Below are 21,629 nucleotides of genomic sequence, written 5' to 3' on the forward strand. Positions count from 1 at the left end.
CCTCCCTGCTTCAGTAACACGAACCAATAAAATCGAATTCTCCCGTCTGCTGAAAAAAATAAGAAAAATAATGCGACATGCGATTTTTTTATTCATGAGAAAAAAAGCGTCACTTGCATCACAAAAGGAAAATACGACGACACCCTTCCTTGACACCTATAACTTGCTGAACTATTTCTTACGTACCCGGTGCTATTAAAAATCTATTAATAACGCCGCTCACCAGTTCGATCATCTGTGACGGATTGGCGTATTCAAAACCCTCATAAAGGTCCTTTCATTATTGTTGTTTTTCGCACCCGGTGCGATTTCAAGAGTAGCAATCATGCAACCATCAACTTATCTCGATAAGGAAATGATTATGCGTCAAGTATCCAATCAGCGACCAGGCGGCGCTCGCAGCACCCGGGCTTCTGTATTACTGGCAATCGGCACTTGTATGTTCCTCGGTGCCTGCGCGAGCACACCGCAACCACCTAACGACGCTATCCGTCAGGCAGAAGATGCCATCAACCGTGCAGAAGAAGCGCGCGTAGCAGATTACGCCTCGGTTAATTTGCGTAGCGCTCGTGAAAAACTGGTACAAGCGCGCGATCTGTCGCAAGCGGCTGTTTCCAACAAAGATGAAAAAGCAGCGCTTAAAGCTCGTCGTTTGGCAGAGCAATCCCGTAGCGATGCAGAACTGGCTACCATCAAAGCACAGGAAGCTCGTGCAAAATCCGTTAACGACGAAATTCAGCGCAATATCGATGCACTGGATAGCGCATTGCAACGCACCGGAGGCTAATACATGAAGACCTTATCTTCTTTTTCCCGTATCGCAAGCATTACTGTATTAAGCGTTGGCTTACTCGGTGTAACAGCATGCGGAACCCAACAAGCTGCTAAAGATCCGGCAGTTGAACAGGCGCGTGCGTCGCTGACCAATTTGCAGTCTGACTCCAAACTCGCCACCCTGGCACCTACCGCAATTCGCGATGCCGAAGAAGCGGTTCGCGCAGCAGAAGGCGCTGATCCGCGTAAAGAGCCGGAGCTTACTGCTCACCTCGCTTACCTGGCGCAAAACCGCGTAGAAATTGCCCGCGCTCAGGCAGCAACCCGTTTCGCGGAAGATCAGGTTAAACCCCTGTCTGATCAACGTGAACGCGTACTGTTAGAGTCACGCACCCGTGAAGCAGATCGTGCCAAAGCGCGCGCTTCTGCCCTGGAGCAGGAACTGGCTGACCTGAAACAAAAGCAAACTGATCGCGGCACCGTGTTCACCCTGAGCGATGTACTTTTCGCAACGGGCAAGGCCGATTTAAGAGCAGGTTCGAGAGCGAATATTGATCGTCTTGCACAACGCCTGAATCAGGAGCCGGAGCGTAAAATTATCATTGAGGGTCACACTGACACTACAGGTACTGTTGCCATCAACGAAGCGCTTTCACAACGCCGCGCCGATGCAGTAAGACAACAACTGATTAGCGCCGGTGTTTCTTCTGATCGCATCAACGCATTCGGTAAAGGCCAGGATTACCCGGTAGCCAGTAACAACACCGCCGAAGGCCGTCAGCAAAACCGTCGTGTTGAAGTTATTTTGCAGTAAGACGTTATTTTTCAGTAAATAGTTTTTTGAACCAGAAACCCCTTGATGGGTTGAGCGGCGCCTTAAGTTATTCGACTTGGGGAACAGCTCAACCCTCAAGGGGTTTATTTTAACCAGCCACAATTTATGCCGATTTCTTTTCACAACTGATCATGCGATAAACCAGCGCACCCAGCACCGCACCAATAACAGGTGCAACCCAGAACAACCACAATTGCGCGGTGGCCCAATCCCCAACAAATACCGCCACACCGGTGCTGCGCGCAGGATTTACAGAAGTATTGGTTACCGGAATACTAATAAGGTGAATCAGCGTTAACGCCAGACCAATAGCGATGGGAGCAAAACCGGCAGGCGCACGCTTATCCGTTGCCCCCAGAATGACCACCAGAAAAAACAGCGTCAATACAATTTCTGCCACCAGTGCAGCGGTCAGTGAATAACCGCCCGGGGAATGCTCGCCATAACCGTTGGATGCAAACCCCGCGCTGACATCAAACCCGGCTTTGCCGGTTGCAATCAGGTACAAAACCGCACCTGCGAAAATACCGCCAACCACCTGAGCAAGAATGTAGGGCAAAAGCTGCGCCGCAGGAAAACGGCCGCCAGCCCACAAACCAATGGATACCGCAGGATTTAAATGGCAGCCTGAAATATGACCAATGGCATAGGCCATGGTAAGTACCGTTAAACCGAAGGCCAGAGAAACGCCGACAAAACCAATACCCAGTTCGGGAAAGCCCGCGGCCAGCACAGCACTGCCACAGCCCCCGAATACCAGCCAGAAAGTACCGATTAATTCTGCAATATATTTGTTCATTATTATTTCCTTCAGTGATTGAACAGTTTTTTTTGAAAAAAAGAACCAACTCAAACACGACCACTTATAGGCTGATTTTTAAAATAGTAAATAACAATGTTAATTTGGTTATAGATTGGCACTAATTTCAGCCAGGCAGGCTGGGAGGGTCAATAAAGAGCAGTAAAAACGGAAAAGCAGAGCGGTATTCCGGTATAACACATCCCTGTGCGCCCGAACTTCAAAGACGTTGCGAAAGCCCTTCGTGCAAAGCACGGCGGTACGCGGTTGCGGCAGGAATCAATCCAAGTAATAGCGCAACACCCACAACTATACCGGCCATTTTCAACACATCGCTTTGTATTGGATTAATGGCAATAAATAATCCCAGGTGTTCAGCCAGTAGCGGCTGGGCTAACAATAAACTGCCAGTAAGCAATGCGCCGCCCAGTACCAGAGCCAGCACCGTAATCAGTAATACTTCCAGTTCAATTAATAAAAACAGATGACTGGCGCGAGCGCCTACCGCGCGCAGCACAGCAATTTCCCGCTGCCGTTCATTCATCGATGCCAGCAAACTGGTCGTCATACCAATCAGTGCTGCAACCAACACCATCAACGAGATCAACCACAGCATTTGTTCCACCATGCCCAGCATTTGCCACATTTCCGATAAAGCAACGCCGGGCAAAATTGCCATCAGCGGTTCCTGCCGATACTGGTTAATCTGTCGCTGCACCGTAAAGGTTGCGGCCTTGGAATTTAGCCCCACCAGAGCCGCAGTGATGCTGGAGGGCGTCAATGCCATTTCGCGTGCCTGCTCGGCAGATACCTGACGGCCCGGGAGCGGCATGCCCTGCTGCCAATCCAAATGCAAAGCTTCTATACCGGCAAGGCTGACATGAATGGTGCGATCTACCGGCGTACCGGTCGGTTTGAGAATGCCACTGACCACGAAAGGCTTGTCATTATGATGGTGCAAATTCACCGCGCCGGTGCCGTGCGCCAGTACCACCTGATCACCCACCTTGTAACCCAGTTTGCGCGCGACCTCCGCGCCCAGCACCGCATCGTAAAGATCATCAAACACCTTTCCGCTATCCAGCACCAACGGAAGATTGCGGCCAAACCGGTAGTGTTCAAAATAGGAAGGCAAGGTGCCCAATACGCGATAACCCTTATGGGAATCGCCGAGAGAAATCGGCACCATCCAGGCTACCGAACGGTGTTGTTCCAGTTCCTGATAACTTTGCCAGGTCATATTGTTAGTAGCATTGCCAATACGAAACACTGAATACAACAACAAATTAAGTTGCCCGGAGCGGGCGCCAACAATCAGATCGGTACCGCTTAGTGTTTGGCTGAAACTGCTGCGCGCCTGATTTTTTAAATGATGAATACCCAACACCAGCGCAATACTCACCACCAGTGACGCCAGGGTTAACAGGACGGTGATGCGTCGATTCCATAAACTTAAACGGGCCAGCTTTAACAACACGTGCGGCTCTCCTGTGTAGCAGTTTGATCGTCGGCTTTAAAAAGACCCATATCGAGATGGCGATTGAAAAAGGGTTGCAGGTTTTTATCGTGACTGACAAATAACAACGTGCTGCCCACTTGCTGCGCCGTCTCCAGCAACACCGACATAAAGGCATCGCGACTGTCGCTATCCAACGCTGACGTAGGTTCGTCAGCAATAAGAATTTCCGGTTTCAGCAATAAAGCTCGCGCTACCGCAATGCGCTGCTGCTGGCCTACGCTGGTTTGACGCGCGGGTTGTGACAACAGGCTGGCCGACAAGCCCAAACGGTCACACAGGTCACGCGCCGTTTGCTGCACAGCCGGGCCACGTTGACCGGCGAAATGCGCACCCAGCACAATATTGTCCAGCACACTTAAATAAGGAATGAGATTGAACTGCTGAAAAATAATGCCGATATGCCTGGCCCGAAACAGATCCCGCTGGCGCTGCGACAAGCCTGAAAAGGACGTACCTAACAAATCCACTTGCCCGGACGTTGGCCTGGCAATACCGGCGAGCAAATTTAGGAGCGTTGACTTGCCCGAGCCGGATGGTCCGAATAGAAATACTTTTTCACCACGAAAAATATCCAGCTGTGGAATATCCAGCAGCAGAGGTGCGGACACTTTCCAGCGAAATTTTACATCCCGAAGTCGGATCAACGGCTCCGCCCCGGTGGATATTGATGATTCAGAAATTGAATTTACAGACATTTTGTCGGTCTCCTGTGAACTTCATAAGCCCGACAACCTGGTTTATGATAGAGCAACACTGTATGTACCTTAATCGATGAGTAAGTCATGACGTTATTTCACCGCGCAACTGCACCCCTGAAAGCCTTGCTTCTGCCAGTGTTGCTGGCTGGCAACCTGTGCCTGGCCGATGCAGCCCCCAGGACCGTCGATTGGACCGAATTGATGCCGGAAGAAGATCTGCAATTGCTGATGAATATGCCCGCCGTCGATCACGAAGGTTTGAGCGACGACGAATTGATGCAGGATACGACCGCAACAACCTTAAAAAGTCCCACCTCCAGTTTTGAAGATGAAGTCGCCAATGCCATAGGCCAGGCGATTCAGGCCGGGCAAAGCCAGGAGCGCACCTGGCAGGATGCACTGGTTTCAACCCGTGTAAGGCCGGAGCTGGACAACACCAATATTCGCCTGGCCGGTTACATTGTGCCGATTGATTTTGACGATAACGATGTGATTACCAGCTTCTTTCTGGTGCCGTATTTTGGCGCTTGCATCCATGTGCCGCCACCGCCACCCAATCAAATTATTTATGTGCGCTACGCCAAAGGGTTTACCCTGGAAAATCTCTACACACCTTTCTGGATATCCGGAAAGTTGAAAGTTGAAACCATCGAAAATGATATGGCGCTCGCCTCTTACAGCCTTGATGCCAGCCAGCTGGTGGAATATCAGGAAGGCGACATTCCCGAGCCGCAGTAAACCGGAACATACACCAGGCCTGACAATATATTGTTGTCAGGCCTTTTTATTACCGCTGAGCAAAACCGGGCAGTAGCTGCAATGCCAGAATACTGGCCTGCAGCGCGGCTATATCAATCGGCTTGTCATCAATACATTCCAATCGGCTTTCGAGTGGCTCGCCATCATCCAGCAACGGGGGCTGATTAACGCTGAGCACGCCGTTTTCCGCATTGAAAATATAACGCCCCTGGCTGGTGTTCAGCACGGCTTTAAAACGCATCACCGACAACCCGGACAGCAGCAGAAAAAATCCGTTAAAGTCAAACGGGATGTCGGCATGAAACAACCAGCCCACACTGTAAAAACCATTGCCCTGATTGGTGCGGCACAACCAGCTTTCCCCCTCCGCCAATGCAACCGGCAAAGCCACTTCCTGACGGGGAGCCAGCGCAGAACGATGTTGCTCGCCTTGCTGCGCCGCTCTTTCTCTTCGAGGTTTTAAAAGCCATTGCGGATCAATCTTTCCGTGGCTGATCCATTCAATACCGCTCTTGTCTTTGCCGTGTTGCTGAACCCATTCGTTAAATATTTCTTTATCCTGCTCTGACGCCAGATCGGTTTTATTCGCTACCACAATATCGGCGAGCGCCAACTGATCGTTAAAGCTGGCATTACCGATGTAACGCTCATCCGATAAACGGCGCGGATCCACCAGTGTCAGCGTCGCGCACAAATCCAGAACATTGTCGTAATACTCTCCGGTTAAGGTATTGATAATTTCTTCAGGATGGCCAAGACCGGTGGGTTCAATAAGAATACGATCGGGACGGGTTCGCGCAATGAGCATATTCAAAGCGATTTTCATCGGCAGCCCGGCCACACAGCAAATGCAGCCGCCTGGCACTTCGCGCACATGAACATTATCCAGCTGATCCAGCATGGCGCCATCAATGCCGATTTCACCAAACTCGTTAACCAGCACCGACCAGATTTCCTCTGCCGGTTTGCTTTTTAACAAATGGGTGATGGCGGTGGTTTTGCCCACGCCGAGAAAGCCGGTAATGATATTGGTAGGAATGCGCTTTGACATAAACATTAACCAGAAAAAACGGCGATAGTAACCGGATTGCCGATCACTGTCAGCCGTTAATCCCGCTGGAAATTTTTAAAATTTCAGCGTGTTGTTATCTGCACTGAAGCGGTGTGAGCCCTGGCGATTATCTACGATCCAGCTGCCTTGCAGCTGCTGCAAGGATGGAAATGCAGAAAAAATATTCAGGGTAATTTCCGACAGGTGTTCCGGCGATTCGCAATTCAGTACATATTGAATATCAAAATCCGCATGTGATTCGGTTTCACCGCTTAACAATGTGGACACCACTTCTGTTGCGGCTGCCTGGCAGCCGGCAGCGGCAGGCAATGTGAACAGCTTCTTATAGTCGCCCAGTTGTTCAACCACCTGCGTCAACTTTTGCTTGTCTGTATCCGATTGTGGCTGGTGTTCAAAGCCGGTCAAGTCGATTGCAGGGACGGTAAAACCAATGGCTAACGCCTGACCTTCCAGCACCAGAGTGACATCACCGGCACCGTGCACATGCGCTCCCGCCTCACGATGATCGTGATCGTGATCGTGATCGTGATCGTGATCGTGATCGTGATCGTGATCGTGATCGTGATCGTGATCGTGATCGTGATCGTGATCGTGATCGTGATCGTGATCGTGATCGTGATCGTGATCGTGATGAGTGTGTTCTGCAGCTGCTTGCGATGACAAGACGGCGGCTGCTTCCGGCGGCGGCTCCTGCTGGCAGGCACTTAATGACACAACAAGCCCGGCCAGCAATATCGGATTTAAAAACAGTTTCATAACATGGGTCCTTACTCAATTTATTTTTCGGATAAAAAATTTCCGGAAACATGGCAGTAATGTATTGCACGGCCATGCGTTATCGGTAATTTTTTAATGCCCAAAGATGATCAGCGAACGCCGAAAAAGCTGTCGTTATTTTTGTAACGAAAACACCGCCATGCCACATGGCTTCGGCTACACCTGGTGACTGCAACAAAGCATAGCTGATCACCTTACCATTACCAGGCAGGAAAGGGATCGGGCAAGCCACTCCAATAATGTTTTCCGGCCAGCACCTCCTCATCGGAAAGTAAACAGGCGTCCAATTGCTGCACCAATACCTCTACCGACAGATCCTGTCCGATAAACACCAATTCCTGACGCATATCGCCGAAAGGCTCCTGCCATTTTTCCATAATGTAATGCAATTGCTCGGGGTCGGTGGGCCAATGCTCTTCTGCCAGCGCCTTCCAGAAATAACCTGCCGCGCCATGCTGTGCAAGACCGCCCGCCTGGCTCCACTGCCCGGCCATTTGCGGCCGGCTTGCCAGCCAGAAAAACCCCTTGGAGCGTAATAATTTGCCGCTGAGCATCGGGCAATTAAAGAAGTCATATATTTTTTGCGGATGAAAGGGTTTACGCGCCCGGTAGGTAAAACTGCTGATGCCGTATTCTGCGGTTTCCGGCTGATGCTCGCCACGCAACTCTTTCAACCAACCTGGCGCCTGTTGTGCCCGCTCAAAATCAAACTTGCCGGTATTGAGCACTTTGTTCAGAGGCACAGCGCCACGGGTAGCAACAATGATTTCTGCTTCGCTGTTGAGCGCCTTTAATATGCCTTGCAAGCGGAAAATTTCTTCCGCCGTCACCAAATCGGCTTTATTAACAATAATTACGTCAGCAAATTCAATCTGCTCTACCAGCAAGCAGGAAATACTTCGCTGGTCGTCTTCGCCCAGGTGTTCGCCAACATCACTCAGCAAGCGCGCCTCCTGGTAATCACGCGCAAAATTGACCGCGTCTACGACTGTCACCATGGTATCCAGCCGGGCGATGTGCGACAGGCTCTGACCGGTTTCCGATTCAAAGGTAAAGGTTTCAGCAACCGGGAGCGGCTCGGAAATGCCGGTAGATTCAATCACCAGATAATCAAATTGCCCCGCTCTTGCCAGCCGCTCCACCTCAATCAGCAGGTCTTCCCGCAGAGTGCAACAGATGCATCCATTGCTCATCTCCACCAGTTTTTCTTCGGTACGATGCAGCTCTACCTGATTTTGTACCAGCGCTGCGTCAATGTTGATGTCGCTCATGTCATTCACAATCAACGCAACCCGCAAGTTTTCCCGGTTGTGCAAAATGTGATTGAGCAACGTGGTCTTCCCCGCACCCAGAAATCCCGATAATACCGTTACAGGCAGTTGTCTCATTGCAAGCTTCCTACAGGTTGAAAAACAAGGCGCCTCCCGGGAGGTACCACGGCAAGAAATTCTTCTGCGGACATGCTGGGAATCGTATTTAACCACTCCTTCAATCTCCGAGCCTTTCTTTATTTTACGTTATAACATAACAATAAAATACTAAAGCGATTCGTCAGAATTTGGCAATCACCGCTTTAGCTGCCGCACCATAAGGGATCACATTTATGTAATGTTTTGTAATCGGTTTCTCGATTTTACAGATAAAATGCTTTCGACGACAAAAAATACGGTAACAAATCATCCCGCCCACAACGTAACGATTTCCTACTATTTCACAATGAAATCAATTTATTAGGTGACTACTACCACTCCATTGTTACTCCCAGTGACATATTGTGTATTTTTACAGCAATTTTAAAATGCACCGATTTAGGGATTTTAACGGGGAATTGTGCGACTTTTTTCATTGAATCTGTAACCGGTTTCAATTAATGTACCGCCCCGATCAACCATCCGGATTGGGGCGATGGATAACTCAAAACAGTGCGCCCACCCCGATTTCCCACATCCTCGCCTGATCGCGTCCGGAAAAAAAGTTGACAAATGCCCTATAAATTTAAGGAGTTACTCCATGAAGCAGCCTTCAAGCTTTCGTAAGAGCCTGTTGTCTACCTGTGTTGCGGCCGTTGCTTTGAGTTCTGTAAGCACCATCGCCCTCGCGCAGGAAGAGGACTACATGGTTGAAGAGGTCGTGGTTACTGGTATTCGCGCCTCCCTCGCCAACTCAGTTAACGTAAAACGCGATGCGGCCTCCGTGGTCGATGCCATCAGTGCCGAAGATATCGGTAAACTGCCGGACACCACCATTGCCGACTCCCTGCAACGTGTTCCAGGTATCCAGATTCGTCGTAACGCCGGTGAAGGCGCCAACGTTAACGTGCGTGGCATGCCTCAGGTAAGCACCCTGATGAACGGCGAGCAATTCCTCAGCGCCAGCTCCATAACCACGACCCAACCGGAATTCACCGACATTCCCGCCGAACTGCTGTCACGCGTGGATGTACTTAAATCTGCCCAGGCTTCTACCCTGGCTGCCGGTGTTGCCGGCACCATCGACCTGATCGCCCGTCGCCCGTTTGACCTGGATTCAGGCTGGACTTTCGCAGGTTCTGCGGAAGGTTCACAAGGTAACTACACCGACGACGATACCGGCCACAAAATCACCGGTTTCGCCGGCTTTAACAATGGCGACAACTTCGGTGCTTTGTTGAGCGTTACCAACTCCAAGGCTACTTTGGCTAACTACCGTTACGGCATGTACAGCGATGGCTGGTTCCGTGGCTATAACGAAGATGCTGACTGGCCGGGCCGTGACGTTCCTAAAGATCTGACTGGCGACGGCGATACTAACGATGTTGTATTCGGCACCATCGACTACGGTGTGACCAACCGCATCGCCGAACGTGAACGTCTTGGTGTATCCGGTACTGTTCAATTCCAGGTAAATGACCGTGTTGAACTGTTGGCTGATGTTTTCTACACCAAAATGGAACAAGGCGACTTCGTTAACGGTTTGATCGCCGATAACGCCTGGTCCAAGTATGACTGGGTAAACCCGGATCAAAGCACGCTGGTAAATCGTGGCCCGGCTGCTGGCGGCAATGGTAAAGATTTCTACACCGCCTCCGTAGTTAACCTGGAAGCGCTGCGCGTTCTTGCCAAAAGCGAAACGCAAATGTCAGACCGCGAATCCATTAACCTGAACCTGCAAGCGAATATCGAAGTTAACGATAATCTGAGCGGTTCTGTGCGTTATGTTCACGGCAATGCCACCAACGAACACACCCGCAACTTTGCTGATGCGTTTATCACCAGCGGTGCGCAACACGGCCTGCAAACCAACAAAGGTGGCGTAAAAGCGCCAGTAAATCCTAATGGTTACGGCCCGGATCGCGTTGATGTAGTTGCAGATTTCTCTGGCAAACACCCAAGCTTCACCTACCCGGAAAACTTCGGTCAGGACATCAACAGCTACGGCATGGTATCCACCTTTGCTGACCAGAACCGCGATGAAGAAGCCACCCTTGACGTACTCCGTCTCGACGGTACTTACGATTTCAATGACGGCATGAAATTTGATTTCGGTTACCGTTTTGCCGATCGCGAAGTTGTGCGCGACCAGTTTGATTACGTAGCACCTTTCACCGTAAAAAATGCTGATGGCAATGATGTGACTGTGTACTCCAAATGGAGAGACTCAGGCCTTGAAGGCGTAAAAGGTGGCGAAACTATTGGTCAAACCTTCAGCTTCACCGACTTGCAAAACAGAGGCCTGATCACCTCTATTAGCGACTTCGGCCCAGCTGGCGATGGCAACAGTTACTACTTCATCAATACCAATGCGATGAAAAACAACCTTGCCTTCCAGGAACAATTTTTCCCGGGAAACATAAAAGTCAAAGATGGCCGCGAAAGCTACATTGTTGATGAGCAAACACAAACCTTCTATGCCCAGGCATCTTTCGAGGGTGACTCAGGTCTTCCTTACCAGGCCAACGTAGGTTTACAGTACATCGAGACTGACCTTGCCATTACCAAATACAACATGGACTTCAGATACAGAATTGAAGTAGATGGCGTTCCTTACCAAACTCTGGATGGCACGCCTAATGCCATTACGGGTACCAATGTTATCCGTCGCAGCTTCAATGATTTCCTGCCGCGAGCAAACATTGCTTTTGAAACTTCTGAAAATACCAAACTGCGTCTGGCTTACACCAAAACCATGATGCAGATGGATGCCAACAACCTGGGCCGTGGTCGCGTGTTCACCACCAACTACGATTCAGACAACAATGTGTTCAAATCAGTAAGTGCTTCCGAATACGGCAACCCTTATATGAACCCATGGCGCTCTGACAACCTGGATGCCTCTTTGGAGTGGTACTTCACTGATGGCGGCATGATCACTATTGGTGCCTTCCGTGTTGACGTAGAAACCGCTATTGCTACCCGTACCACACAAATTGACACGGTACCGGATTCTGATGGTGTTAACCGCAACCCGGATGGTGAAATTGACCTGACTGTTGTTGAAAACACCGAAGGTAACGTGATCAAAGGTTGGGAGCTGGGCTACCAGCAAAGCTTTGACTTCCTGCCAGGCTTGTGGAGTGGTTTGGGTACCACTATTAACTACACCTACACCACCGGTACCGGAAGCGACCAGGACTTCTACGGCAAAACAGCTCCAATGGCCGACAACTCGAAGAACCAGGTTAACGCCGTACTGTGGTATGAATACGACAAATGGCAAGCACGTATTGCCTACAACTACCGCAGCGAGCGTTTCATCGGTCGCCAGTGGATTGATGGCAACCCGTCTGCCTGGTGGCAAGCGCCAACTTCGTATGTTGATGCCTCTGTTAGCTACGATATCAACGACAACGTAAGCGTATACCTGCAAGGTACCAACCTGACCAAGGAATACGAAGAAACTTACATGCAGTGGTCTGATGTTGTAGTTAACCAGAACATTTACGAAGCCCGTTACACCGTTGGTGTTCGTGCGAAGTTCTGATAGACCTCAAAATAGCCGCCATCTCTGATGGCGACTGGCTTGAAATAAAAAACGCCGCTTTATGCGGCGTTTTTTTATGGGAATTTTTTATTACCTTCAATCACCACCACCCTGGTGGTGTTTCAACTCACGAGGTGTGATCGGGTGAGTGCAAAAGCCCATCGGACATCAACAGCCAATGCTCCGCCCAATAACCCGTCGGAGGCTGGCGGAATTCGGTGCGGACGAACTGGGTGATACGGCCGTCGATGTAGCTGACCAACAAGTTGGCCGTTGCACCTACGGTGCTGACAGGCCTTAAGCCTTCGCGCAATTCCGCTTCACGCAAAATTTGTCGGAACTGGGTTTCTACGCGTTCAAAAAACTGCACTACTCGCACCCGCAAGCGGCCGGTTTCACCGGTGAGAACATCGCCGGTTAACAGACGGGTGATGCCAGGGTTTCGTTCGGTAAACGTCAGCAGCAAAATAAGGATTTTTTCGCAGCGCTTCAAGGCTGTCGTTTCTTCATTAAGAATAAGGGTGATGCGGCTGAAAATAGACTCTTCGATAAATTCGATCAGCCCTTCAAACATTTTTGATTTGCTGGGGAAGTGACGATACAGCGCAGCTTCAGAGACACCGACTTTTTTTGCCAGCGCAGCGGTGGTAATGCGTTCACCCGGGCTGTCTTGCAGCATGCAGGCAAGAGATTCGAGAATTTGCTGGCGACGGGAGGTTTTTGTGGGGTTGACCATTAGCGATCCTGCTTTTCGGATTAACCGAAGACTATTGCACTCTGGAAATGACCACGCGACATTAACAGAGTAGAGAGCAATTCCATAATACCGGCAATAACACGGTTATTGCCGGTCATCCTGCGACGAATAAATCAAACAGGCGCTTTGTTGGTGATCAAGGTGCCCACGCCAACATCAGTAAAGGTTTCGAGCAGCACCGCATGGGCAACCCGACCATCAATAATGTGAGCGCTGGTTACGCCGCCTTTAACCGCATCCAGGGCGCAGCCGATTTTCGGCAACATGCCACCGTAAATGGTACCGTCTTCAATCAGATCGTCGACCTGTTTGGTGCTCAAACCGGTCAGTACATTGCCTTGCTTATCCTGCAGACCGGCAACATTGGTTAACAGAATCAGTTTTTCTGCACGCAATACTTCGGCAATTTTTCCGGCAACCAGGTCGGCGTTGATATTGTAGGAAGCGCCGTCGGCACCGACACCAATCGGCGCGATCACCGGAATAAAGTGGCTGTTGATCAGCATATCGATAACCGAGGTGTTAACGCCAGACACTTCGCCTACGTGACCAATGTCGAGAATTTCCGGTGCCAGCATTTCCGGCGTTTTATGCGTTACCGTTAATTTTTTTGCACGAATCAGCTGCCCGTCTTTACCGGTTAAACCAATCGCCTGACCACCGTTACGGTTAATGAGGCTGACGATTTGTTTATTAACGGTGCCGCCCAATACCATTTCCACCACGTCCATGGTGGCGCTGTCGGTTACGCGCATGCCGTTGATAAATTCGGATTTGATATTCAACTTTTTCAGCAGGTCGCCGATTTGCGGGCCGCCGCCGTGAACAACTACCGGGTTCATACCCACCAGCTTCATCAAAACAATGTCACGGGCAAAACTGTTTTGCAGTTCTTCGTCGATCATGGCGTTGCCACCGAATTTGATGACGATAGTTTTGCCGGTAAAACGCTGAATGTAAGGCAAGGCTTCAGTCAGTACGTTGGCGATATTCATTGCGGAATCACGGGTAAGAGACATACGTCAAAATCCTGTAGTTAGAAATCAATAACCAGTTGCGGTGCAATTTTTTGCAGCTCGCGTTTAAATAGTGCCTGAATTTTTTCCAGTAACGCTTCATCTTCAGCTTCAAAGCGTAGCGTTAAAGCCGGCGACGTATTCGATGCACGGATCAGTCCCCAGCCTTTGCTGAAATCCACCCGCAGCCCATCAATGGTGGTTTGTTTGCCACCGGCAAAATCGCCCTGCGCAATCAGCCTTTCAATAAGAGCGGCTTTTTCTTCATCCGGTATGGCGATTTTAAATTCTGGCGTTGAGGGCAATATCGGAAATGCCTCAAACACATCATCAATACTTTGATCGCGCAGGGTGACGATTTCCAGCAATCGCGCCATGGCGTACATGCCGTCGTCAAAACCGTACCAGCGATCCTTGATAAAGATATGTCCGGAGTACTCCCCACCAAGGAGCGCGCCGGTTTCAATCATCTTGGCTTTCATCGGTGAGTGACCGGTTTTCCACATCACCGGGCGACCGCCGTAACTACTCACCACCTGGTTTAATTGGCGCGTGCATTTTACATCGAATAAGACATCGGCTCCCGGATGACGCGATAAAATATCTCGCGCAAACAACATCAGCAGTTGATCCGGCCAGATGGTTTTTCCGCTGGGCGTAACGACGACCAGACGGTCACCATCGCCATCAAAGGCTACGCCGATATCCGCATTCACTTCCTGCACTTTGGCCTTCAGCGCTTTGAGGTTTTTCTCATGGCAGGGATCGGGATCGTGGTTCGGAAAGCTGCCATCCAGATCGCAAAACAAGGGCGTTACTTCGCAGCCCAATTCTTCAAACAATTGCGGTGCCACCACGCCGGTGACCGCATTGCCAGCATCCACAACGATCGAGATTTGCCCAGCCAGTGCCACATCGGAAAAAATACGTTCGATGTAAGCCGGCACCATTTGCCGGTATTCGATACCGCCAGTGCCCTGATGGTATTGTTGCTGAATGATACGGGTGCGAATATTCATCACCGCATCATCCGCCAGGGTCACGCCCTTCACGACCATTTTAAAGCCGTTGTATTCTGCCGGGTTATGGCTCGCGGTTACCATCACCCCACTGGACGTCTCCGGCAAATGACAGGTGGCGAAATACAGTACCGGTGTTGGTACCACGCCGATGTCGATGACCTGGCAACCGCTGGCATTGATCCCTTTAATCAGGCGCTCGGTGAGTTCTTCACTGTGCAAACGTCCGTCGCGCGCAACAATAACGGCGGTTTCCTGCTGGTCAATGGCTTCGCTGCCCAGCGCCCGACCGATTTTTTCTGCCAGATTGCCATCAAGTGACTCGCCCACAACGCCGCGAATGTCATAAGAGCGAAAAATGTTGGCGGGCGGTTGATCCACCGGAGCGACAGCTGCTTTTTTACCGACGCTTTGATGCAACCCCAGCACATCGGCATCTTCTTCAATAACCGAGATATCCAGAATATCCTGGCTGGAATAAACACCCGTGGGGGTATATTCCGCCGCCGCACTTGCCGGCTGTTCTGCCGGGTCATTTTCAGCAGGTACTGGCGTAGCTGCCGCCGCGCCGTTTTTAATCGGCAGGCGTCTTCGGCTTGCCACCAGAACCAACGCCAGCGAGAGCGCGGTGCTTAAACTGATAATCAGTATCCACAGCGCCGGCATCTCACGCACGATACGAAATAACTGATCCGAAGGCGTGAACTTCACGCTCAGGTAGCTATCCGGAATAGGATATTCACGGCTTTCCCAATCGCCGGCAGCGCCGGAAGTCGACAGGGTTTGCACCGGTGCCGCCGGTATTTTTTGTAACAGCCGGGTTTCTCCCAGGTTGTTATCTCCCACGCTGAATAGCTGAAATAACTCCCCGCTATCCAGGGTCACCATCAGCGTGCCCGCCACTTCCTGCCCTTCTGCTGCCGGTATCGGGGTGATGATATGCAGCCACCAATGGTTGTTGATGCGAACCAGCTCGGGGGCCGGCGCTTGTCGGCGCTCTGCCTTGCGCACAATGTCCAGCTCGGTAAAACGAACCGGGGTTTCGCTGTCCCGGTCCAGCTGCAATGTGCCTGTCGGTGTAAGGCGCACTTTTGATGCTTTATAAAAGCTGTGTTGAATGGATTGTTCCAACTGCGTCAGCTGTTGCACATCGCCATCTTGCAGGGCAGGTAATAAGGTTTCCCGTGCGGCTTCCTGCTGCAGGGTGGCGTTTAACTGTTGCAGATAGGCGGTAACCGCGCCGGTGCGATTGCGGGTTTCCTGTTCGGTCATCCGCAGCATGCGTTCGGCTTCAACATCGTTGACCAGACGGCCGTAGAGATACCAGCCAAGTGCCGCGTTCGCCAGTAACGCCACCAGCAAACCTGTCAGCAAGAATTGCCGACGTTGTGCCTGTTGACGCTTTTGCTGTTCTTTGGCTTTGAGTGCCGAACGGGAGAGGGGTAGCTCCGATTTGGCCGTTTCCAATGTTGGTTTTTTTTTCACGCCGTTATCCTTATGCCAAACCCGAGCCTGCCCATATCTATTCCGTCTCTACACAGCGGTGCTGACCGCGTCGATCAGTTAGTACCGGAAGCCGGTAATTTTTTCGCCAATAACGCAATCAACTGCCGGGCAATGCCCGATTTGGACTGTTTATCCAGAGCAAGTTCGCCGCTCTTATCAATCACTGTGACCGCGTTATCGTCACTGTTAAAACCGATGCCCTCTGCCACTATGTCGTTGGCAATAATCAGATCCAGATTTTTGCGTTCCAGTTTGCCGCGCGCATGCTGCAAAAGGCATTCGCTCTCTGCGGCGAAGCCCACGGTAAAAGGACGCTGCCCTTGCGGTAGCGCCGCCACCGCCGCCACTATGTCCGGGTTCTTTACCAGCCGGATGACCATCTCATCATCGGCGCCTTTCTTTATTTTCTGCTCGGCCAGTACCGCCGGACGATAATCTGCCACCGCCGCAGCGGCAATAAACAACTGGCAATCCACTGCGTGAACCAGACTTTCACGGTACATATCGTCAGCACTGATGACCGGAATATGCTGCACCCGATCAGGCACTGGCAGCCCTGTAGGGCCACTGATTAAAATGGTTTTGGCACCGGCATCAATGGCGGCTTGCGCCAATGCGTAACCCATTTTGCCGGAACTATGGTTACTGATATAGCGCACCGGGTCGACTGCTTCGCGGGTCGGCCCGGCGGTAATCACCACCGTTTTGCCACTCAGCGAACCTGTTTCGAACAAGCCCTCGGCAAGCCGGCAGAGCTCAACAGCTTCCAGCATTCTGCCGGGGCCAATATCACCGCAGGCCTGGCTACCGGCAGCCGGCCCGAAAATAGCGACCTGGCGCGCCTGCAATCTTGTCAGATTTTCCTGAGTTGCCGCATTACGCCACATTGCCTGATTCATCGCTGGCGCTAACGCCAGCGGTGCACTGGAGGCGAGACATACCGTGGTTAGCAGGTCATTGCCTTCACCGCTGACCAACCGCGCCATAAAATCTGCCGTCGCCGGCGCCACCAGAATGGCATCCGCCCAGCGCGCCAGCTCAATGTGCCCCATGGCGGCTTCGGCAGCCGGGTCCAGCAAATCGCTGTGCACCGGATGCCCGGACAGGGCTTGCAAGGTGAGCGGTGTAATAAACGCCTGGGCAGCCTGAGTCATCACCACCCGAACGCTGGCACCGCAATCCTGCAGACGGCGGATCAGCTCAGCGCTTTTATAGGCGGCTATACCACCGGTTACACCCAGTAAAATACGTTTATTGGCCAAACTGCTCATGCGTTACCTGTACTCCGACCGAAGAATATCCGGAAGACATAAAGAGTCAAATCCGGCCCTGAAGGCTGCCACCCGCCAGAGGCGGCTTCGAACTTGACGGAAAGTGCCTAAGATACCATCCTTGACGCTTTGCTGGCAGGCAATGACACCTTAATCATCAGTTGCCAGCGGGGTGCATGTCGCAAAAGCGATGATGGATCCTTATATAGAAGAAGGTGTTTGTTGCACCTTGCTCAACATCAACCAGGGATGACGTATTTTACAAGGATCAGGTATGGCGATTACCGATTGGCCGGCTGCTGAACGGCCCCGCGAAAAACTCTTGCTCACCGGCGCAGAAGCCTTGTCAGATGCCGAGCTGCTGGCCATTTTTTTGCGCATTGGCTGCGCCGGAAAATCTGCCGTCGATCTCGCCCGGGATCTGCTGGTAACCTACGGCGGTCTGCGCCCGCTGCTGGAAGCCACACAGGAAGATTTCTGTCGCGGACAAGGGCTGGGCACAGCCAAATATGCCCAGCTTCAAGCGGTACTGGAGATGGCCAAACGGCATCTGTCTGCCAGTTTGCAGGAGCGCGATTTACTCACCAGCCCGACCCTGGTCAGGCAATATCTCTCGACGCGCTTGCGCCATCAGCAGCGGGAAGTATTTGCCATCCTGTTTCTGGATAGCCAGAACCGGCTGCTGGCCTACGATGAATTATTCTACGGCACGCTTGATGGCGCCTCGGTCTATCCCCGGGAAGTGGTGAAAGCCACCCTCGCCCACAATGCCGCCAGTCTGATTCTTGCGCACAATCATCCTTCCGGAATGCCGGAACCCAGCGATGCGGATATTCGCCTCACCGACCGCCTGCAAAAAGCGCTGACCTTGATTGATGTGCGCATTCTCGACCATATGATTGTGGGCAATGATGAAGTGCTGTCTTTCGCCGAGCGAGGGCTACTTCCTCCCTGAATCGGCTTTTTATGTAAAAATTTGGCTAAAAAATCAGCTTGTCGTTGCTATTGAGAGCCTCTTTTGGTATAAAACGCGGCTCTCTGCGACCGGGTTGTTTATACCTCTTTTTAAGGGGTGGTTTTTACAACGAACAACCCTTTACCTGTTCAGGTAACCGGCTCGCTCACAGAAAACGAATAGGCTGCACACAACAACGCTCCAGGCTGGTTGGTGGTCTGTTTCAAGGCTAACCCATCAGTTCCAGACCTGTCTGGAGAGCTGATTTTACACGAGGCAAAGCAATGTCCAAGGTATGTCAAGTGACCGGCAAACGCCCAATCACTGGTAACAATGTTTCTCACGCAAAAAACCACACCAAGCGTCGTTTTTTGCCAAACCTGCATACTCACCGTTTCTGGGTTGAGGCAGAGAAGCGCTTCGTCACTCTGCGCGTTTCCGCTAAAGGTATGCGTATTATTGACAAGCGTGGCATCGACGCCGTATTGGTTGACGTTCGCGCCAACGGCGAAAAAGTTTAATCGGGAGCAAGAATCATGCGTGATAAAATTCGTCTGAACTCCAGTGCTGGTACCGGTCATTTCTACACGACCGACAAGAACAAGCGTACCATGCCTGAGAAAATGGAAATCAAAAAGTTTGACCCGGTTGTTCGTAAACACGTGGTCTACAAAGAAGGCAAAATCAAGTAATTTGATTGCGCCTCTTTCCAATAAAAAAGCCGGTCAGTGCAAACTGCCCGGCTTTTTTATTATCTGCAATTTGTGGCAGCAGCCACCCGCATTCCGAAAGGGCAATACCCCCCGACCGGCAAAGCCTCAAGGTGCCGTTTGGCGCTCATCGGTGCGGATTTTCATAGTCTGGGAAGATAATAACCGACATTCGCCGCCCGCTGTTTTCACATAGGTGCGCATAAACTGGTAGTGCAGCGTGCGCCAGCTTTGGCCGTCGGTATTCCATTTTTCAACCAGACTCACCCCGCTGAGCACAGCGGTGCTGTCCAGTTTGTGAATGGTCACCTCTGCCGAGCGGCGGGATTTGGGCACTTCTGCAGGCTTGACCAGACGGTCAATAAGTTTGGATTTAGGCTCTTTATCCACCGCGAGGTTATGCACCCAGGTGTATTCCTCGGCTAACAACTGTTGCAGGAAAGCGGTGTCACCTACCCGCAAGGCCTCTTCGTAACGCAGATCGAGCTCTTGCAAGGTTTTGTTATCGAGACAGTCCGCAGCAGCGGAACCGGCCACAGAGAAGGTTGCGAGCAGTGCGGCAAGTTTCAGGGGGTTGGTGGTCATGGGTCGGAACCTCGTTCGGACATAAACGTTAAATTTGTTTTTATTATTTCAATACCACCCGGGCAACAACCTGTGCCTGCCCGTCACTGCGGCAATCGATAAATATAACCAGAGCAAACTCACTGCCGCAAAGCGGTTTTACCGCCGCCAGAACATCGGCGTAAATAAAACCAGCAAGGTGAAAACTTCCAGCCGGCCCAGCAGCATGGCGAAACAGAGAATCCATTTGGCGGCATCGTTGATTGAACCATAATTGGAGGCCACCTGCCCCATACCAGGCCCCAGATTGGTGATACAGGCCCCCACCGCCGAGAAAGCAGTGATCAGATCCAGACCGCTGGCCATCAGCAGCATAAACATCAGGATGTACATCACCACATACATGGCGAAGAAGCCCCACACCGCTTGCACCACCGAGTCGGATACATGGATTTTGCCAATCTTGATCGGGATAACCGCGTTGGGGTGAATCAGGCGATGAATTTCCCGCACTCCCTGTTTGTACAGCAGCAGCACCCGCACCATTTTGATACCGCCGCCGGTAGAACTCGCACAACCGCCCAGAAACGCCAGGGTAAACAGCGCGAAGGGCAGGAATGACGGCCAATGCACAAAATCCGACGCAAAGCCGGCGGTACTTAACGTAGAGGCAAGGTTAAAGAACCCGATGAAAATGGCATCACGGGTATCGTAGGTTGAGGTGGCCAGCAAGTAGCCAACTGTCACCAGACCACCAATGGTGATCCAGCTGAAATAGAAGCGAAATTCGGCATCCGCAAAGTAATAACGCAGGCTGCGCTCGCGCCAGACAAAAAAGTGCAAGGCGTAGTTGGCGCCGGAAATCAGCATGAAAATGGAACAAATCCAGAGGATCAGCGAACTGTCAAAGTAGCGAATACTGCTGTCATGGGTGGAAAAGCCGCCGTTCGAGACGGTAGAAAATGCATGGCAGACCGCCTCGTACCAGCTCATGCCCGCCAATTTATAGGCCAGGCCACAGGCGATAGTCAGCACCAGATAAATCGCAAACAGCGCTTTGGCGGTTTCGGTAATGCGCGGGGTCAGTTTGTTATCTTTTACCGGGCCGGGCGATTCGGCGCGGTACAGCTGCATGCCACCAATGCCCAGCATCGGCAAAATAGCTACCGCGATAACGATGATGCCGATACCACCGAACCATTGCAGCTGGTGGCGGTAATAAAGGATCGAATGCGGCAATTGATCCAGCCCGCTGATGACCGTGGCGCCGGTGGTGGTAATACCGGATACCGCCTCAAAGATGGCATCGGTAAAGCTCAGTGACAAACCGCGTGACAGTAGAAATGGCAGGGAACCGAAACTGCTCAGTACCGTCCAGAACAGCGCTGTGACCAGAAAACCATCGCGGGTGCGCAAATCAGCCTTGCTGAAACGCACCGGTAACCACAGCGCCATACCGGCAGCAAAGGTGATGCCGAAGGCCAGCAGGAAGGTCATGTAGTTGTCGTCGTGAAACCAGAGCGAGACAGGAATGGGGATCAGCAACGTCAGGCTGAACATCATCAGCAGTACGCCGAGTACCTTGGATATGATGGCGAAATGCATAGCAGTAATGCTTCCCCGAAAGGTGGGGCATCGC

Annotated in this window: 19 protein-coding genes; 7 read left to right on the forward strand and 12 right to left on the reverse strand. The window is 51.5% G+C overall.

Features of this window, described 5'->3' with window-relative positions; translation table 11 throughout:
- Window positions 1-361 precede the first annotated feature (361 nt).
- Both C4F51_RS00060 and C4F51_RS00065 read left to right on the forward strand, forming a co-directional pair.
- Entirely contained in the window at window positions 362-787 is a 426-nt protein-coding gene (locus tag C4F51_RS00060) for a DUF4398 domain-containing protein (RefSeq protein WP_202987569.1), read from the forward strand.
- 3 nt (window positions 788-790) lie between these two features.
- Complete coding sequence (locus C4F51_RS00065) at window positions 791-1,588, forward strand: OmpA family protein (RefSeq protein WP_193906018.1); 798 nt, start codon at window positions 791-793, stop codon at window positions 1,586-1,588.
- 124 nt (window positions 1,589-1,712) lie between these two features.
- Here C4F51_RS00065 and aqpZ read toward each other — a convergent pair whose 3' ends face one another.
- The 3 genes from aqpZ to C4F51_RS00080 all read right to left on the reverse strand — a co-directional run bounded on the left by aqpZ (window position 1,713) and on the right by C4F51_RS00080 (window position 4,622).
- On the reverse strand, window positions 1,713-2,408 hold the full coding sequence (gene aqpZ / locus C4F51_RS00070) for an aquaporin Z (protein ID WP_193906020.1): 696 nt from the start codon (window positions 2,406-2,408) through the stop codon (window positions 1,713-1,715).
- Window positions 2,409-2,628: 220 nt separating this feature from the next.
- On the reverse strand, window positions 2,629-3,885 hold the full coding sequence (locus C4F51_RS00075; protein WP_193906022.1) for an ABC transporter permease: 1,257 nt from the start codon (window positions 3,883-3,885) through the stop codon (window positions 2,629-2,631).
- On the reverse strand, window positions 3,876-4,622 hold the full coding sequence (locus tag C4F51_RS00080; RefSeq protein ID WP_193906025.1) for an ABC transporter ATP-binding protein: 747 nt from the start codon (window positions 4,620-4,622) through the stop codon (window positions 3,876-3,878). The genes C4F51_RS00075 and C4F51_RS00080 overlap by 10 nt, the downstream gene beginning before the upstream one ends.
- A gap of 87 nt (window positions 4,623-4,709) precedes the next feature.
- On the opposite strand from C4F51_RS00080, the gene C4F51_RS00085 reads away from it, so the two are divergent.
- Window positions 4,710-5,363 carry a DUF3299 domain-containing protein gene (locus C4F51_RS00085; protein ID WP_202987570.1) on the forward strand — a complete coding sequence of 218 codons (654 nt, stop codon included), beginning with the start codon at window positions 4,710-4,712 and terminating at the stop codon, window positions 5,361-5,363.
- Window positions 5,364-5,412: 49 nt separating this feature from the next.
- Here C4F51_RS00085 and C4F51_RS00090 read toward each other — a convergent pair whose 3' ends face one another.
- From C4F51_RS00090 to zigA, 3 genes are all read right to left on the reverse strand, one after another.
- Window positions 5,413-6,435: a CobW family GTP-binding protein gene (locus C4F51_RS00090; RefSeq protein ID WP_193906027.1), complete on the reverse strand. Its 1,023-nt coding sequence runs from the start codon at window positions 6,433-6,435 to the stop codon at window positions 5,413-5,415.
- 75 nt (window positions 6,436-6,510) lie between these two features.
- Window positions 6,511-7,212, reverse strand: coding sequence for a ZrgA family zinc uptake protein (locus tag C4F51_RS00095; RefSeq protein ID WP_193906029.1), 702 nt, complete (start codon window positions 7,210-7,212; stop codon window positions 6,511-6,513).
- Between the two features lie 221 nt (window positions 7,213-7,433).
- On the reverse strand, window positions 7,434-8,621 hold the full coding sequence (gene zigA / locus C4F51_RS00100) for a zinc metallochaperone GTPase ZigA (protein ID WP_193906031.1): 1,188 nt from the start codon (window positions 8,619-8,621) through the stop codon (window positions 7,434-7,436).
- Window positions 8,622-9,243: 622 nt separating this feature from the next.
- Between zigA and C4F51_RS00105 the strand changes: the two genes are divergently transcribed.
- Window positions 9,244-12,192: a TonB-dependent receptor gene (locus C4F51_RS00105; RefSeq protein WP_193906032.1), complete on the forward strand. Its 2,949-nt coding sequence runs from the start codon at window positions 9,244-9,246 to the stop codon at window positions 12,190-12,192.
- 127 nt (window positions 12,193-12,319) lie between these two features.
- Here C4F51_RS00105 and slmA read toward each other — a convergent pair whose 3' ends face one another.
- The 4 genes from slmA to coaBC all read right to left on the reverse strand — a co-directional run bounded on the left by slmA (window position 12,320) and on the right by coaBC (window position 17,761).
- A complete protein-coding gene (slmA, locus tag C4F51_RS00110; protein WP_193906034.1) occupies window positions 12,320-12,928 on the reverse strand; it encodes a nucleoid occlusion factor SlmA in 609 nt (202 codons plus the stop codon).
- A 134-nt stretch (window positions 12,929-13,062) separates the two neighbouring features.
- Window positions 13,063-13,968: an acetylglutamate kinase gene (gene argB, locus C4F51_RS00115; RefSeq protein ID WP_193906036.1), complete on the reverse strand. Its 906-nt coding sequence runs from the start codon at window positions 13,966-13,968 to the stop codon at window positions 13,063-13,065.
- A 17-nt stretch (window positions 13,969-13,985) separates the two neighbouring features.
- Window positions 13,986-16,469, reverse strand: coding sequence for a phosphomannomutase/phosphoglucomutase (locus tag C4F51_RS00120; protein ID WP_193906038.1), 2,484 nt, complete (start codon window positions 16,467-16,469; stop codon window positions 13,986-13,988).
- A gap of 74 nt (window positions 16,470-16,543) precedes the next feature.
- Window positions 16,544-17,761, reverse strand: coding sequence for a bifunctional phosphopantothenoylcysteine decarboxylase/phosphopantothenate--cysteine ligase CoaBC (gene coaBC / locus C4F51_RS00125; RefSeq protein ID WP_193906040.1), 1,218 nt, complete (start codon window positions 17,759-17,761; stop codon window positions 16,544-16,546).
- Window positions 17,762-18,035: 274 nt separating this feature from the next.
- Here coaBC and radC point away from each other — a divergent pair, with 274 nt between their 5' ends.
- From radC to rpmG, 3 genes are all read left to right on the forward strand, one after another.
- Complete coding sequence (radC, locus tag C4F51_RS00130) at window positions 18,036-18,716, forward strand: RadC family protein (protein WP_193906042.1); 681 nt, start codon at window positions 18,036-18,038, stop codon at window positions 18,714-18,716.
- 284 nt (window positions 18,717-19,000) lie between these two features.
- Window positions 19,001-19,237 carry a 50S ribosomal protein L28 gene (gene rpmB, locus C4F51_RS00135; RefSeq protein ID WP_193906044.1) on the forward strand — a complete coding sequence of 79 codons (237 nt, stop codon included), beginning with the start codon at window positions 19,001-19,003 and terminating at the stop codon, window positions 19,235-19,237.
- 15 nt (window positions 19,238-19,252) lie between these two features.
- Window positions 19,253-19,408, forward strand: a complete 156-nt coding sequence (gene rpmG, locus C4F51_RS00140; RefSeq protein ID WP_193906046.1) for a 50S ribosomal protein L33 — start codon at window positions 19,253-19,255, stop codon at window positions 19,406-19,408.
- A gap of 126 nt (window positions 19,409-19,534) precedes the next feature.
- On the opposite strand, the gene C4F51_RS00145 is transcribed toward rpmG, so the two are convergent.
- Window positions 19,535-20,011 (reverse strand): nuclear transport factor 2 family protein, encoded by a 477-nt coding sequence (locus C4F51_RS00145; protein WP_193906048.1) that lies wholly within the window; start codon window positions 20,009-20,011, stop codon window positions 19,535-19,537.
- Between the two features lie 138 nt (window positions 20,012-20,149).
- Window positions 20,150-21,595, reverse strand: a complete 1,446-nt coding sequence (locus C4F51_RS00150; protein ID WP_193906050.1) for a TrkH family potassium uptake protein — start codon at window positions 21,593-21,595, stop codon at window positions 20,150-20,152.
- Window positions 21,596-21,629 lie beyond the last annotated feature (34 nt).

Origin of the sequence: Cellvibrio polysaccharolyticus (assembly GCF_015182315.1) — a bacterium.
GTDB lineage: Bacteria > Pseudomonadota > Gammaproteobacteria > Pseudomonadales > Cellvibrionaceae > Cellvibrio > Cellvibrio polysaccharolyticus.

Excerpts from the sequence above, each read along its gene's own strand:
- C4F51_RS00060 (WP_202987569.1), top strand. The coding sequence starts at position 362 with ATGCGTCAAGTATCCAATCAGCGACCAGGCGGCGCTCGCAGCACCCGG.
- C4F51_RS00065 (WP_193906018.1), top strand. The coding sequence starts at position 791 with ATGAAGACCTTATCTTCTTTTTCCCGTATCGCAAGCATTACTGTATTA.
- aqpZ (WP_193906020.1), bottom strand. The coding sequence starts at position 2,408 with ATGAACAAATATATTGCAGAATTAATCGGTACTTTCTGGCTGGTATTC.
- C4F51_RS00080 (WP_193906025.1), bottom strand. The coding sequence starts at position 4,622 with ATGTCTGTAAATTCAATTTCTGAATCATCAATATCCACCGGGGCGGAG.
- C4F51_RS00085 (WP_202987570.1), top strand. The coding sequence starts at position 4,710 with ATGACGTTATTTCACCGCGCAACTGCACCCCTGAAAGCCTTGCTTCTG.
- C4F51_RS00090 (WP_193906027.1), bottom strand. The coding sequence starts at position 6,435 with ATGTCAAAGCGCATTCCTACCAATATCATTACCGGCTTTCTCGGCGTG.
- C4F51_RS00095 (WP_193906029.1), bottom strand. The coding sequence starts at position 7,212 with ATGAAACTGTTTTTAAATCCGATATTGCTGGCCGGGCTTGTTGTGTCA.
- zigA (WP_193906031.1), bottom strand. The coding sequence starts at position 8,621 with ATGAGACAACTGCCTGTAACGGTATTATCGGGATTTCTGGGTGCGGGG.
- C4F51_RS00105 (WP_193906032.1), top strand. The coding sequence starts at position 9,244 with ATGAAGCAGCCTTCAAGCTTTCGTAAGAGCCTGTTGTCTACCTGTGTT.
- slmA (WP_193906034.1), bottom strand. The coding sequence starts at position 12,928 with ATGGTCAACCCCACAAAAACCTCCCGTCGCCAGCAAATTCTCGAATCT.
- argB (WP_193906036.1), bottom strand. The coding sequence starts at position 13,968 with ATGTCTCTTACCCGTGATTCCGCAATGAATATCGCCAACGTACTGACT.
- coaBC (WP_193906040.1), bottom strand. The coding sequence starts at position 17,761 with ATGAGCAGTTTGGCCAATAAACGTATTTTACTGGGTGTAACCGGTGGT.
- radC (WP_193906042.1), top strand. The coding sequence starts at position 18,036 with ATGGCGATTACCGATTGGCCGGCTGCTGAACGGCCCCGCGAAAAACTC.
- rpmB (WP_193906044.1), top strand. The coding sequence starts at position 19,001 with ATGTCCAAGGTATGTCAAGTGACCGGCAAACGCCCAATCACTGGTAAC.
- rpmG (WP_193906046.1), top strand. The coding sequence starts at position 19,253 with ATGCGTGATAAAATTCGTCTGAACTCCAGTGCTGGTACCGGTCATTTC.
- C4F51_RS00145 (WP_193906048.1), bottom strand. The coding sequence starts at position 20,011 with ATGACCACCAACCCCCTGAAACTTGCCGCACTGCTCGCAACCTTCTCT.
- C4F51_RS00150 (WP_193906050.1), bottom strand. The coding sequence starts at position 21,595 with ATGCATTTCGCCATCATATCCAAGGTACTCGGCGTACTGCTGATGATG.